The following is a 12,970-nucleotide window of genomic DNA, read 5'->3' on the forward strand; positions in this document are numbered from 1 at the left end:
TTGCTGTCACAGCACGGTGAAGCTGTCCCTGACCTTGCCGTAGGTCTTCAGCGCCTGGGTCCGCACCTCCGGCCGGTACCAGGTGTTGATCTGGAACGACCGCCCCTTCTGGTCGAAACCCAGCAGGCGGGCGTGCCAGGGGACGCCCTTCAGCGTGAACGTGTACTCCCAGACCACCGCCGGATTGCCGCGGAACGTCGTCCGCTCCAGCCGGATCTTCCGGTAGTTCTCGCCCTGGTGGGCGTTCTGCTCGGACTGCTTCCAGGTCTCCATCAGGTCGCCGCGGGCGATGGACGACTTGGCCACGAGTTCCTGTGTGCCGTCGGGTGACGTGTAGTGCACCTCGGCGCCCGTCTTCACGTCACGCCGCCAGCCCTTGGGCGTCGCCCACGCGAACCCGGTCTCCCGGTGCGCGCCCGGCGGCAGACTCTGCGGCCTCGACGTCCCCTCCACGGTGGGCGCGGAGGCCGACCCCGGCGACGACGTGGAGGATCCGGCACGGTCGTCGCCGGGAGACCCGGAGTTCGTCAGCAGTACGGCGGCGACGGCACCCGCAGCGACCACGCCGACCCCGGCCACGATGCCGGCCCGGCGACGGTGGTGGCGCGGGCCGGACGGTTCGGCGGGTCCGGGGAGTTCGCCCGGAGGTGTGCGCAGTGGGTGGGGGCCCAGGGCGGGGCGGGTGTTCAGCTCCGGCAGGCCCGTCGCTGACGCGGCGCTGGTGCCGTTCGTACGCGCCGGGTGCTGCTCGGGGGGCGTAGGCGTGCGGATCAGCGAGACACCGGGTTTGGGTGGGGCGGACGGTGCCGAAGTGAGCGCGTGGGACGCGGAGTTGGCGGGAGGGGCCTCGGGTGCGGGCGGGGTTTCGGGTGCGGGAGGCAGGGGCGTGATGACGGGTTCCGGCAGGGCCTGCGGGATCGCGTCCTGGATGGAGACGGGGTCGGGGTCGGGCTCACGATCGGGCTCAGGCTTCGGCTCCGGCTCGGGCTTCGGCTCGCGCGCGGCGCGTACGAGGCGGTTCGTCAGGTAGGCGGGAGTCGGTGCCTCGGGTTCCGCCACGGGCTCGGCCTGTTCGGCCGCGCCTCCCGCCACCTCGCTCTCCTTCCCGTCCTCCCTCCCGTCCTCCTTCCCGCCCACGGGAAGCGTCGGTTTCGTCGGCGGGAACGCGATCGGGAACAGGGCCTCCTGGAGGTCGTCGAGCCCCGGGCGGACCGACGGTTCCTTCTCCAGCAGCGCGGCCAGGACGTCCCGCAACGGGCCCGCCGCGGCAGCCGGGAGCTGGGGCTCCTCGTACAGCACCGCGTGCAGCGTGGCCAGTGTGGTGTCGCGGGAGAAGGGGGAACGGCCGCCCAGGGCGGCGCAGAGCGTCGCGCCCAGCGACCACACGTCGGACGGCGGCCCCTGCGGACGGCCCGAGATGCGCTCGGGCGCCATGTAGTCGGGGGAGCCGACGAGCATGCCGACCATGGTGAGCGCCTTCGCGTCCTGGATGGCGGCGATGCCGAAGTCCGTGAGCACGATGCGCTCCGCGCCCTCCTCCACCAGGACGTTCCCGGGCTTGATGTCCCGGTGCAGCACCCCGCGGTCGTGCACCTGGCGCAGCGCGGCCACCAGACCGAGCCCGATCCGTGCCGTACGGCCCGTCCCGAGCGGCCCCTCCTCCGCCATGATCCGCTCCAGGGAGCGGCCGGCGACCAACTCCATGACGATCCACAGGCGTTCGCCCTCGTCGACGACGTCGTAGACCCGCACGACATTGGGATGGTCGATCCGGGCGGTGGCCCTGGCCTCCCGCAGCGTGCGCTCACGCCGGGTACGCGCGTCCTCCGCGTCCAGCCCGTCGATCCGCATCTCCTTGACGGCGACCGGGCGGTCGAGCATTTCGTCGGCGGCTCGCCACACCCGCCCCATTCCTCCCTGGCCGATACTCTCGGCCAATCGGTAGCGCCCCGTCACCAGCAACCCTGGAACTCCGCCGCCCCTCGTATTCCCCGGCAATCCGCTGCACCCCCTCAATTACCTCTGCAACGCCCCGACTGTCCCACAATGGTCACACTTCGAGCGGCACCAGCATAGTGCGGAGAAATCTTGTGGTAGCTCTTCAAGTACTGCGAATTCGGGCGCAGCCAAGGGGGATGTGAACATGAGCTCTCGTCGCACGAAGACCATCGCCGGATCGCTGGTTGCAGCATCTTTTTCGACGGTGCTGATCCTTTCCTTCACCGCCAGCGCGGACGACCAGGGACCCGGCAGCAGCAAGGGGGGAAAGGCCGTCGACGAGGCGCCGGCAGGGGTGAGGCTGACCACGCTCCTGCCGTCGAAGATCTCGGTCGACAACGGCTCCAAAACCACGGACATCACCGCCACGGTCAAGAACGGGGGGCCCAAGGACAGCGGAAAGATCCAGCTTTTGGTCGTCGGTTTCGACGGCCTCACGGTGAAGAACGTCCAAGGCTGCTCCCGGATTGCCGATAACAATCTTCCGGAGGGCTCGAACAGCGCTTTCTCCTGCCCGATCGACAATCTCGCGGCCGGCAAGTCGAAGTCGTACGCCGTCGATGCGACGTACGACCTGAACAAGGCGGGAAAGATCTGTCTGCCGGTCGAGTCCGGCGACGGGAAGAAGACGTTCTGGCAGCAGGGTCCGGTTCCGTTCGGTACGACGAACCCGTCGCCGAACGCCCCGGCCACTCCGCTGCTGCTCGGCACCGACAACCAGCCGGTGGCGCCCGGCGGCGACCAGAAGGAGCTGCCGAAGACCGGTGTCGGACAGGACGTACTGCCTCTGGGGGCGGCGGGCGCGACGCTGATCGCGGCCGGTGCGGCGGGGCTGTGGTGGACGTCGCGGCGTCCGGCCCGGCAGGTTCGCGGCTGACCCTCCCGGCGGGCCCGCCAACGGGCTTCCCCCCGGGCGGGTTTTTCGAGGCCGGAACGCGAAAGAGGCTCGCCGGTCAGGAGCCGCGGTGCGACCCGTCACCGGCGAGCCTCTGTCGTGACAGCTGTGGCAACTGCGGCGACTGTGGCAACTGCGGTGTCAGCGCTTGCCGATGAGCTTCCACGCGGTGGGCGTGACGCCCATCGCCAGGGCGGCCTTCAGTGCGTCGCCGATCAGGAACGGCGTGAGGCCGGCCGCGATCGCGGCGGACGCGGACAGGTCGGCGGCGTACGCCAGATACGGGACGCCGACGGCGTAGATGATCGCCTCGCCCAGCAGCATCGTGCCCGCCATGCGCGGTACGGAGCGGTCGGCGCCGCGGCGGGCCAGGGCGCCCACGACGGTGGACGCGAGCAGCATGCCGAGGATGTAGCCGAAGGAGACGGAGGCACCGGACGTGCCGCCGGCGAACCACGGCACACCGGCGAGCCCGGCCAGCGCGTACAGGACGAGGGAGGTCAGGCCGCGGCTCGCGCCGAGCGCCGTGCCGACCAGCAGCGCGGCGAAGGTCTGGCCGGTCACCGGCACCGGGGAGCCCGGGACGGGGACGGCGATCTGGGCCGCGAGGCCGGTGAGCGCGGCACCGCCGAGCACGAGCGCCACATCCTTCAGGCGGGACGCGGGCAGGAGGTCGGCGAGGACCTCGCGGGGGCGGGCGGTGGCGGCAGCGGTGCTCATGGGGACTCCGCGGGTGACGAGGACATGCTGGGACACCGTGACGCTATCCCAGCGCACTCGAGCCGATCACCGTCATCGCTCGACAAAGGGTGGAACGCGGACTTGGTGGGCTCCGGACAAAGGACACGGGTTACACCCGACTTGGCGTGATGCCTGTCACTGAGGCGGGGAGGCCGCGCTCACCTCGCGGGGACGAACCGGCCTGTGGGGTCCCACCAAACGGAACCAGGCGACGGAACCGCGCAGCGGTCCGGGCGTCGAATCCTAGTGGACTGGTCGGATTCACCTTTCCTGACCTACCCTTCGAACCATGGTTGCCCAGGCCCGGAACTTCACGTCGCGTCGCTATGTCGACCTGCGACGCCAGGGCACGGCCACCTGTCGCCGTCCGGTGTGAGGCGGGCCCAGGCGCGCCTCGACCTCCGAGACGTGTCGGCCCCGTTCCCGAGGACGGTTCACCATGCCCCGTACCGCGGCACCCCCTGCCCTCTCCCCCACTCTCTCCGCCACCCCTTCCGCCGTCTCGCCGTCGTCCCGGCGCCGGACGAGCGCGAGCGTCGTCCTGCGGTCCGTGCTGGACCACGGCCCGGTCGCGCGCAGCACCATCGCCCGGCTGACCGGCCTGTCACCGGCGTCGGTGACCGACTACTGCGCCCGCTTCACCGAACTCGGCCTGATCCGCGAGGCGTCCGCGCCCCGGCGGTCGAACGGCGTGGGGCGCCCGCACGTCCCCGTCGACCTGGACGCCTCGCGGTTCGTGGTCGGCGGGGTCCATGTGGCCGTGCCGTACACCACGGTCGCCCTGCTCGACCTGCGCGGACGGGTGGTGGCCCGGCGTGAGCTGAAGCACGGGCGCACCGATCCCGGCCGGGTGCTGACGCGGGCCGCGGACGGTCTGGCGGGGCTGCTGGCCGGCGCCCCCGGCTGCCGTCCGCTCGGCGTCGGCGTGGCCGCCGGCGGCTGGGTCGACCGGGAGTCCGGGACCGTCGTGGAGCACCCGCTGCTGGGCTGGCGGGACGTGGCGGTGCGCGAGCCCTTCGCCGAGCGCACAGGCCTGCCGGTCCATGTCGACGGTCACGCCCGGGCGTTGGTCAACGCCGAGCGGCTGTTCGGCCCGGCACGGCGGAGCCGGAGCGTGCTGCATCTTTTCGTCGGCAATGTCGTCGACGCGGCGTTCGCCACGGGCGACGAGGTGCACCACGGCCCCCGCTCCCAGGCGGGCGCGATCGCCCATCTGCCGGTGCCCGGCGGCACGGAGCCCTGCGAGTGCGGGCATGTCGGCTGCCTGCAGGCCGAGTTGAGCGAGCGGACGCTGTGCCGGCGGGCGCGGGAGGCGGGCGTCGCCGAGGGGGTGAACCCCATGCACGTGGTCGCGGCGGCTGCCGCGGGCGACGGACAAGCCGTACGGCTGCTGGTGGAGCGGGCCCGTGCGATCGGGCGGGCGGCGCGGCTGCTGCTCGACGTGCTCAATCCCGAGACGGTGGTCGTGACGGAGATCGGGGTCATCCACCGGGAGGACTGCCTGCGGGCGCTGCGTGAAGGGGTGGGCGACGCGCGTGCCGCGTCCGTCGTGCCGACGAGTTTCCCGGATTCGGTGCTCGCGGTGGCCGGCGGCGCGGTGGCGCTCGACGTGCTCTACCGGGATCCGCTGGCCGCTTCACCTCACGGTATTTAATTCAGAAACGCACAATATTGACAGGGGTCACGGATGACGGGGAACATCCTGCTCATGAGCCTGTTCGTGAGCTGTCGCACCCTTTGTTGCTGACACGTCGCCGCGTGTGAAGCGCTCATTTCATCCTGTGTAAAACCTGCGTGAATTTTCCCTCCCGGCCTCTCTGTGCCCGGAATTCCGCATGATTTCCCGCTTCCCGACTCATGGAGTTCTCCCATGTCTTCAACGCCCTTGCCGGGTGTCGACCGACGGCTTTTTCTCACCTCTCTGCTCGGTGCCGCGGCCGGCGTCACCGGCCTTGCCGGATGCGCGAACGGCAGCGCCGCCGCCGACACGCGCGGTGCCTCGACCGCTCCGCTCGCGAGCAAAGTCCCGGCGGGTACGAGCCTGAAGATCGCCTCGTATCAGAACGTCCAGCAGGTCCAGTTCCGGCTGGCGAAACTGGATCTGCCGTTCAAGGTGTCGAGTTGGGTCAACACCGGCGCCGGGCCCGATGTCATCAACGCCTTCCGCGCCAAGTCCCTCGACCTCGCCAACAACGCGGGCATTCCGCCGATCCAGGCGCATTACCAGGGCTTCGACGCGAAGATCGTCGCCATCGACCTCACCCGCAAGCCGAATTACCTCTTCGCCACCAAGCCCGGCAGCGACATCCGGTCGGTCGCCGACTTCAAGGGCAAGAAGCTCGCCTTCTCGCAGGGGCAGGCCCAGGGTGTCGTGCTGCTGCGGGCGTTGAAGAAGGCGGGTCTGTCCTACGACGACGTCCGGCTCGTGCCGCTGACCAGCAATCAGTTCCTGACCGCCCTGCAGTCCGGCCAGGTGGACATCGCGCCCCTCGGCAACAGCCAGGTGCCCGCCTATCTGCAGCAGTACCGGTCCAAGGGCGCCCATGTCATCGAGACGGACGTCGTCGACCTGCTCAACCTGCTGTGGGCGCCCACCTCGGTGCTGGCCGACCGGGCGAAGGCCGCCGCGGTCGCCGCGTACATCCCGTACTGGGCCAAGGGCCAGGTGTGGCAGTACGAGCACCCCGACGCCTGGAACGAGGAGTTCTACGTCAAGACGCAGAACCTGACCCTCGCACAGGCCAAGGGCATCACCGAGCTCGCCAACAAGCCCTTGTTCCCGCCCAGTTGGGACGAGGCGATCAAGTGGGAGCAGGAGACCGCCGATCTGCTGGCGGAGGGCGGCTTCGTGAAGAAGTTCGACGTCTCCTCGCTCTTCGACCACCGCTTCGAGCACATCGCCGCCAAGGCCGTACCGGCGGAGTACCGGAGGTGACCGCTGTGAGCACATCCGCATCAACATCAACATCCACGACTACGAGTACGACTACGACCGCGACGACCACCGCGACAGCGCCCCTCGACACCGAGGCGCGCGACACCCCGCGCTCGCGCCGCAGGGGCCTGTCCCCCGGCAGGCGGCTGCCCGCCACCCGGCTGATCGGCCCCGCGCTGCTGCTCGCCCTGTGGGCGGCGGCCTCCGCCGCGGGGCAACTGGATCCCGGAGCGATCCCGGCGCCCTGGACGGTGGTGCGCACGGCCGGTCACCTGTGGAGCGCCGGGACGCTGCCCACCGACATCCTGACCTCGCTCGAACGGGCCGCGTACGGCTTCGCGATCGGGCTCACCGCGGGGGTCGTCCTCGCGCTGGCGTCCGGGCTCAGCCGGGTCGGTGAGGCACTGATCGACGGGACGGTGAACCTCAACCGGGCGATACCGACCCTGGGCCTGATCCCGCTGTTCATCCTCTGGCTGGGCATCGGCGAGGCCTTCAAGATCGCCATCATCGCGATCGTCGTCTACATCCCGATCTATCTGAACACCCACGCCGCGCTGTCCGGCATCGACAGCCGCTTCGTCGAACTGGCCGAGGTGCAGGGGCTGTCCCGACTGCAGTTCGTCCGCAAGATCGTCGTCCCCGGCGCCCTGCCCGGGTTCTTCGTCGGCCTCCGGCTCGGGGTGACCGGCTCCTGGCTGGGCCTGGTGGTGCTGGAGCAGATCAACGCCACCAGCGGACTCGGCTACATGATGTTCCAGGCCCAGAACTACGGCCAGTCCGACGTCATCCTCGTCGGACTGCTCGTCTACGGCGTCTTCGGCCTGATCTCCGACAGCGTGGTCCGTCTCATCGAACGGAGGGTGCTGTCATGGCGCCGCACACTGAGCAGCTGACCCGGCCCGCGGTCCAACTGCGCTCCCTGACCCGCTCGTTCGAGGACCGCACGGTGCTCGACGGCATCGACCTGGACATCCCCGCCGGGCAGTTCGTCGCGCTCCTCGGGCACAGCGGCTCCGGCAAGAGCACCCTGCTGAGGGCGATCGCGGGGCTTGACCACAACGTCGCCGGCAGCGGGCATCTGACGGCCCCGGAGCGGGTGTCGGTGGTCTTCCAGGACTCGCGGCTGCTGCCCTGGCGGCGGGTGCTGGACAACGTACTGCTGGGTACGGACGGCCAGGACAAGGGCCGGGCGGCGCTCGCCGAGGTGGGCCTGAAGGGCCGTGAGCGGGCCTGGCCCAGCGAGCTTTCGGGCGGCGAGGCGCAGCGTGCCGCGCTCGCCCGCTCCCTGGTCCGCGAGCCCGAACTCCTGCTGGCCGACGAGCCGTTCGGCGCGCTCGACGCGCTGACCCGGATCAGGATGCACGGGCTGCTGCGGCAGCTGTGGCAGCGCCACCAACCGTCGGTGCTGCTCGTCACCCACGACGTGGACGAGGCGATCGTGCTCGCCGACCGGGTCCTGGTGCTCGACTCCGGCCGTATCGGCGTCGACCTGACGATCGACCGGCCGCATCCGCGCTCGTACCGGGACCCGCTGCTCGGCGAGTACCGCGAGCAGCTGCTGGCCGCACTGGGAGTCGTCGAGGACCCGGCCTGATCCGGCGCCGCACCCACTCCCCACGCGGCCTGACGGCGTCGACGGTGCCGCCGGACGCGGCACCCGCCCTGCCCTTGCCCTTGCCCTTCCCACCGATCGGTCGACCGACCGCCGCAGCACGCCCGACCGACCGGCTCCCCCGGAGGACCACGCATGACGAACCGCAAACTCCATCTCAACGCCTTCCTCATGAACACCGGTCACCACGAGGCCTCGTGGCGGCTCCCCGAGAGCGATCCGTACGCCCATGTCGCGCTGGACCACTACGTCCGGCTGGCCCGGATCGCCGAGCGCGGCACCTTCGACTCGCTCTTCCTGGCCGACGGGCCGCAGCTGTGGAACAACATCGCGCAGCGCCCCGCCGGCGCGCTGGAACCGCTGACGCTGCTGACCGCCCTGTCGACGGCGACCGAGCACATCGGACTGATCGCCACGGCGTCGACCTCGTACAACTCGCCCTACAACCTGGCCCGCAAGTTCGCCTCGCTGGACATCGTCAGCGGCGGCCGGGCGGGCTGGAACATCGTCACCACGGCCGGTGCCGAGGCCGCCCGCAACTTCGGCCTGGACGCCGAGCCCGCGCACGCCGAGCGGTACGCGCGGGCCGCCGAGTTCCTGGATGTCGCCCTCAAGCTGTGGGACAGCTGGGAGGACGACGCGATCGTCGGCGACAAGGCGGCCGGTGTCTGGGGCGACGACGCGAAGATCCACCCGCCCCGGCACAAGGGGCGGTACTTCAGCGTCGAGGGCGCCCTCAACGTCCCCCGCACACCGCAGGGTTACCCGCTGCTCGTGCAGGCGGGGTCGAGCGAGGACGGCAAGGCGTTCGCGGCCCGGTACGCGGAGGCGGTGTTCACCGCGCAGCAGACCCTCGCCGACGCGCAGGCCTTCTACGCCGACCTCAAGTCCCGCACGGCCGCGGCCGGGCGGGACCCCGAGCACATCAAGGTGCTGCCCGGGATCGTGCCGGTCATCGGGTCGACGGAGGCCGAGGCACGCGCGAACGAGCAGGTCCTGGAGGACCACATCGTGCCCACGCACGGCCTCGCCCGGCTGGAACGCCTGCTCCAACTGGAGCCGGGCACGCTGGAGTTGGACCGCCAGTTGCCCGCCGACCTGCCGTCCGAGGACGCCGTCGAGGGCGCCAAGAGCCGCTACACCCTGGTCGTCGAGCTGGCCCGGCGCGAGCGCCTCACCGTGCGCCGGCTGATCGGCAGGCTCGGTGGCGGACGCGGCCACCTCACCTTCGCCGGCACGCCCGAGCAGGTCGCCGACGCGATCGGGACGTGGTTCACGCAGGGCGCCGCGGACGGCTTCAACATCATGCCCGCCGTGCTGCCCTCCGGCCTGGAGACCTTCGTCGAGCAGGTCGTCCCGATCCTGCGCGCCCGGGGCCTGCTGCGCACGGAGTACGGACCGCGCAGCACCCTGCGCGAGCGCTACGGCCTGCCCCGCCCCGCCAACCAGTACGCCCTCCGGGAAAACGCCCTCGTCTGAACCCCCATCCGAAAGGAACCGCACATGTCCGGCATCGAGATCCAGAAGGTCACCGCACACATCGGCGCCCGCGTCTCCGGCATCGACATCGCCAAGCCCCTCGACGAGGAGAGCGCCGCCGCGGTCCGCGAGGCGCTCAACATCCACAAGGCGCTCGTCTTCGACGACGTGAACCTCGACGACGAGAGCCAGCAGGCCTTCGTCCGCCATCTCGGCGAGGTCACCACCGCTCATCCGACGGTCGCGTCCGTCGACGGCGTCCCGAACGTGCTGCCGGTCGACAGCGAACGGGGCCGCGCCGCCAACCACTGGCACACCGACGTCACCTTCGTCCTCAACCCGCCGCAGGCCAGCACCCTGCGCAGCATCACGCTCCCGCCGTACGGCGGCGAGACCCTGATCGCGTCCTCCGCGGCCGCCTACCGCCAACTGCCCGAGTCGCTGCGGCAGTTGGCGGACACCCTGTGGGCCGAGCACACCAACGACTACGACTACGCCGTGCCGGAGGAGGCGATCGACGAGGAGGAGGCCGCCCAGCGCGCCCGGTTCACGTCGATCAAGTACCGCACGGTCCACCCGGTGGTCCGCGTGCACCCGCTGACCGGTGAACGGGGGCTGTTCATCGGCGGGTTCGCGCAGCGCATCGTGGGCCTGTCGCCGGGCGAGTCCCGCAAGATCCTCGACCTGCTGCAGGCGTATGTCACCCGGCCGGAGAACATCCTGCGCCACCGCTGGTCGCCGAACCAGCTCGTCCTGTTCGACAACCGCATCACCCAGCACTACGCCGTCGACAACTACGACGGCCGCCCGCGCCGCCTGCACCGGGTGACCGCCGCCGGCGACATCCCGGTCGGCATCGAGGGCAAGGAGAGCTGGTCGATCGAGGGCGACGCCTCGCACTACACGCCGGTGGCCGCGTAGCCACGATCCGGCCCACCTGACCGAAAGGCCCCCGCGGTGCACCTGCGGGGGCCTTCTTGTTGCTAGCGTGTACTTGCAAGCCTTTTGCAATAAGAGGTCGGAGGGGACCCGTCATGCCCGTCTACACGCTTCCTGAGCTGCCGTACGACTACTCCGCGCTCGCCCCCGTGATCAGTCCCGAGATCATCGAGCTGCACCACGACAAGCACCACGCGGCCTATGTGAAGGGCGCGAACGACACGCTGGAGCAGCTGGCCGAGGCGCGGGACACGGGGAGCTGGGGAGCGGTGGGCGGGCTGGAGAAGAACCTGGCCTTCCACCTGTCCGGGCACATCCTGCACTCGATCTACTGGCAGAACATGACCGGTCCGAAGGACGGCGGGGGCGAGCCGCTGGCCGCCGATGGCACCGGTGACCTCGCCGACGCGATCAGCGCTTCCTTCGGCTCCTTCGCCGGGTTCAAGGCGCAGCTGACCAAGGCCGCCGCCACCACCCAGGGGTCCGGGTGGGGCGTGCTGGCGTACGAGCCGCTGAGCGGGCGCCTCGTCGTCGAGCAGGTCTACGACCACCAGGGGAACGTGGGGCAGGGCGCCACCCCCCTCCTGGTCTTCGACGCCTGGGAGCACGCCTTCTACCTGCAGTACCGGAACCAGAAGGTCGACTTCATCGACGCCATGTGGGCCGTGGTCAACTGGCAGGACGTGGCCCGGCGTTACGAGGCCGCCAGGACCCGGGCGGACGTCCTGCTGCTCGCGCCGTGAGGGGCCCCGCTCTTGATGGAACGTCCTGCCTCGTGATCGTCTTCTCACCCTTCACGCGGCAGGCGGAATGACGGAAGCCCCCGCGAGGACATGACTCGCGGGGGCTTCCCATGGTGTGAGGGCGCTCAGGGCTTGCGGCCCACACCTCCGTGCTGGCCGATCGGTTCCGTGTCCGCGCCCGGCTCCGGGCGCCACAGCGGCACGGAGACGATGCCGGGCTCCACCAGATCGAGGCCCTCGAAGTAGCCCTCGATCTGTTCGACGGGACGCAGGAAGTAGGGCACGGCGCCCGTCTCGTTGTAGCCGTCCTGCGCGGCTTCGTAGGCCGGGTCGGTGCCGCGGGAGCCGTCGTTGATGCAGAGGTAGCTGCCGGAGGGCAGTCCGGACAGCAGGGCGCGGACCAGGTCGCGGGCCCGCTCGTAGCCGTCGACATGGCCGAGGATGCCGCTGAGGATCAGGGCGGTCGGCTGCGTGAGGTCGAGGGTGCGGCCCGCGGCCTCGAGAATGCTGTCGGGCTCGTACAGGCTCAGGTCCTCGTACGCCGTCCTGCCCTCGGGCGTGGAGGTGAGCAGGGCGCGCGCGTGGGCGAGCACCAGGGGGTCGTTGTCGACGTAGACGATCTTCGACTCGGGGGCGTGGCGCTGGGCGACCTCGTGGGTGTTGTCCACGGTGGGCAGGCCGGTGCCGACGTCGAGGAACTGGCGGACGCCCGCCTCCAGCACCAGGTACCGGATGCTGCGCCCGAGGAAGGCGCGGCTGCTGCGGGCGATGGTGACGATGCCGGGGAAGACACCGGCGTAGTCGTCGCCGGCCGCCTCGTCCACGGGGTAGTTGTCCTTGCCGCCCAGCCAGTAGTTCCAGATGCGGGCCGAATGGGGTACCGAGGTGTCGATCTCCGTCATACCAACATCTTCCTACGCGGACTCCTGTTCGCACGGCACGTTCAGCGAGATCAGCCCGACCGACTCGGGGTCCATGCGCAGTTCGGTGACCGCGGCGTTGCGCAGCTGCGGCAGGACGCGGCGGTAGTCGGCGAGCGGGATCGACAGGAACCGGCACAGGATCAGCCTGAGCAGGGTGTTGTGGGCGACGACCAGGACGCGTTCGCCCTCGTGCGCGGCGGCGATGCGCCGCAGGGCGGCGGCGCCCCGTTCGGCGGCGGCCCGGGGGTCCTCGGCGCCGGGGAAGGGATGGGCGACCGGGTCGGCGCGGAAGGCCGCCGCGGCCGCCGGGTCCTGCTCGGCGAACTCGGCGAGCGTACGGCCCTCCATCACCCCGAAGTCGCACTCGCGCAGCTCGTGCTCGCGCCGCGCGGTGAGCCCGAGGGCGCGGCAGGCGGGCTCCGCGGTGGCGATCGCCCGGGAGACGGTGGAGGTCCAGATCGCGTCCACGGGATGCGCCCCGGCCCACCGCCCGAGCGCCTCCGCCTGCGCGCGCCCGGTCTCGGTGAGCGCCACGTCGCTCACCCCGGCATAACGGTTCTCGACATGCCACACGGTCTGCCCGTGCCGGGCCAGCAGAAGGGTCGTCGTCATGACTCCGAAGTATCGCGGTGCGCGGCCCCGTCCACTGTCGTCCCCAGACCCAGAGCGGGTCGGGCGCCGATGCCAACCATGCGCGCCCCC

General features: G+C 70.8%; 12 protein-coding genes. 8 read left to right on the forward strand and 4 right to left on the reverse strand.

Annotated elements, in window-relative coordinates; genetic code table 11:
• Positions 1-6 precede the first annotated feature (6 nt).
• The gene (locus JYK17_RS24350) at positions 7-1,956 is read right to left on the reverse strand and encodes a serine/threonine-protein kinase (RefSeq protein WP_372465265.1); all 1,950 of its coding nucleotides are present in this window, start codon (positions 1,954-1,956) and stop codon (positions 7-9) included.
• Positions 1,957-2,143: 187 nt separating this feature from the next.
• Here JYK17_RS24350 and JYK17_RS24355 point away from each other — a divergent pair, with 187 nt between their 5' ends.
• A complete protein-coding gene (locus JYK17_RS24355; RefSeq protein WP_108014685.1) occupies positions 2,144-2,875 on the forward strand; it encodes an LPXTG cell wall anchor domain-containing protein in 732 nt (243 codons plus the stop codon).
• A 159-nt stretch (positions 2,876-3,034) separates the two neighbouring features.
• Here JYK17_RS24355 and JYK17_RS24360 read toward each other — a convergent pair whose 3' ends face one another.
• Complete coding sequence (locus JYK17_RS24360; RefSeq protein ID WP_108014686.1) at positions 3,035-3,613, reverse strand: biotin transporter BioY; 579 nt, start codon at positions 3,611-3,613, stop codon at positions 3,035-3,037.
• A 460-nt stretch (positions 3,614-4,073) separates the two neighbouring features.
• Between JYK17_RS24360 and JYK17_RS24365 the strand changes: the two genes are divergently transcribed.
• The 7 genes from JYK17_RS24365 to JYK17_RS24395 all read left to right on the forward strand — a co-directional run bounded on the left by JYK17_RS24365 (position 4,074) and on the right by JYK17_RS24395 (position 11,345).
• Positions 4,074-5,288 carry an ROK family transcriptional regulator gene (locus JYK17_RS24365; protein WP_108014687.1) on the forward strand — a complete coding sequence of 405 codons (1,215 nt, stop codon included), beginning with the start codon at positions 4,074-4,076 and terminating at the stop codon, positions 5,286-5,288.
• Positions 5,289-5,504: 216 nt separating this feature from the next.
• Positions 5,505-6,569, forward strand: coding sequence for an ABC transporter substrate-binding protein (locus JYK17_RS24370; RefSeq protein WP_108014688.1), 1,065 nt, complete (start codon positions 5,505-5,507; stop codon positions 6,567-6,569).
• 5 nt (positions 6,570-6,574) lie between these two features.
• Positions 6,575-7,465: an ABC transporter permease gene (locus JYK17_RS24375; protein WP_372465268.1), complete on the forward strand. Its 891-nt coding sequence runs from the start codon at positions 6,575-6,577 to the stop codon at positions 7,463-7,465.
• Positions 7,441-8,166 (forward strand): ABC transporter ATP-binding protein, encoded by a 726-nt coding sequence (locus JYK17_RS24380; RefSeq protein ID WP_108014690.1) that lies wholly within the window; start codon positions 7,441-7,443, stop codon positions 8,164-8,166. Before JYK17_RS24375 ends, JYK17_RS24380 begins: the two co-directional genes overlap by 25 nt.
• A 153-nt stretch (positions 8,167-8,319) precedes the next feature.
• On the forward strand, positions 8,320-9,663 hold the full coding sequence (locus JYK17_RS24385) for an LLM class flavin-dependent oxidoreductase (RefSeq protein WP_108014691.1): 1,344 nt from the start codon (positions 8,320-8,322) through the stop codon (positions 9,661-9,663).
• A 24-nt stretch (positions 9,664-9,687) separates the two neighbouring features.
• Complete coding sequence (locus JYK17_RS24390) at positions 9,688-10,584, forward strand: TauD/TfdA dioxygenase family protein (protein WP_108014692.1); 897 nt, start codon at positions 9,688-9,690, stop codon at positions 10,582-10,584.
• 113 nt (positions 10,585-10,697) lie between these two features.
• Positions 10,698-11,345, forward strand: coding sequence for a superoxide dismutase (locus JYK17_RS24395; RefSeq protein WP_108014693.1), 648 nt, complete (start codon positions 10,698-10,700; stop codon positions 11,343-11,345).
• A gap of 125 nt (positions 11,346-11,470) precedes the next feature.
• On the opposite strand, the gene JYK17_RS24400 is transcribed toward JYK17_RS24395, so the two are convergent.
• The gene (locus JYK17_RS24400; RefSeq protein WP_108014694.1) at positions 11,471-12,247 is read right to left on the reverse strand and encodes an SAM-dependent methyltransferase; all 777 of its coding nucleotides are present in this window, start codon (positions 12,245-12,247) and stop codon (positions 11,471-11,473) included.
• Between the two features lie 12 nt (positions 12,248-12,259).
• Positions 12,260-12,880, reverse strand: coding sequence for a histidine phosphatase family protein (locus JYK17_RS24405; RefSeq protein WP_108014695.1), 621 nt, complete (start codon positions 12,878-12,880; stop codon positions 12,260-12,262).
• Positions 12,881-12,970 lie beyond the last annotated feature (90 nt).

It is taken from the genome of Streptomyces plumbidurans, assembly GCF_019857225.1.
Lineage (GTDB): Bacteria > Actinomycetota > Actinomycetes > Streptomycetales > Streptomycetaceae > Streptomyces > Streptomyces plumbidurans.

What these genes read in the sequence shown, in the direction of transcription:
- JYK17_RS24365 (WP_108014687.1), top strand. Translation starts at nt 4,074, where the DNA reads ATGCCCCGTACCGCGGCACCCCCTGCCCTCTCCCCCACTCTCTCCGCC.
- JYK17_RS24400 (WP_108014694.1), bottom strand. Translation starts at nt 12,247, where the DNA reads ATGACGGAGATCGACACCTCGGTACCCCATTCGGCCCGCATCTGGAAC.
- JYK17_RS24380 (WP_108014690.1), top strand. Translation starts at nt 7,441, where the DNA reads ATGGCGCCGCACACTGAGCAGCTGACCCGGCCCGCGGTCCAACTGCGC.
- JYK17_RS24355 (WP_108014685.1), top strand. Translation starts at nt 2,144, where the DNA reads ATGAGCTCTCGTCGCACGAAGACCATCGCCGGATCGCTGGTTGCAGCA.
- JYK17_RS24360 (WP_108014686.1), bottom strand. Translation starts at nt 3,613, where the DNA reads ATGAGCACCGCTGCCGCCACCGCCCGCCCCCGCGAGGTCCTCGCCGAC.
- JYK17_RS24395 (WP_108014693.1), top strand. Translation starts at nt 10,698, where the DNA reads ATGCCCGTCTACACGCTTCCTGAGCTGCCGTACGACTACTCCGCGCTC.
- JYK17_RS24385 (WP_108014691.1), top strand. Translation starts at nt 8,320, where the DNA reads ATGACGAACCGCAAACTCCATCTCAACGCCTTCCTCATGAACACCGGT.
- JYK17_RS24370 (WP_108014688.1), top strand. Translation starts at nt 5,505, where the DNA reads ATGTCTTCAACGCCCTTGCCGGGTGTCGACCGACGGCTTTTTCTCACC.
- JYK17_RS24405 (WP_108014695.1), bottom strand. Translation starts at nt 12,880, where the DNA reads ATGACGACGACCCTTCTGCTGGCCCGGCACGGGCAGACCGTGTGGCAT.
- JYK17_RS24390 (WP_108014692.1), top strand. Translation starts at nt 9,688, where the DNA reads ATGTCCGGCATCGAGATCCAGAAGGTCACCGCACACATCGGCGCCCGC.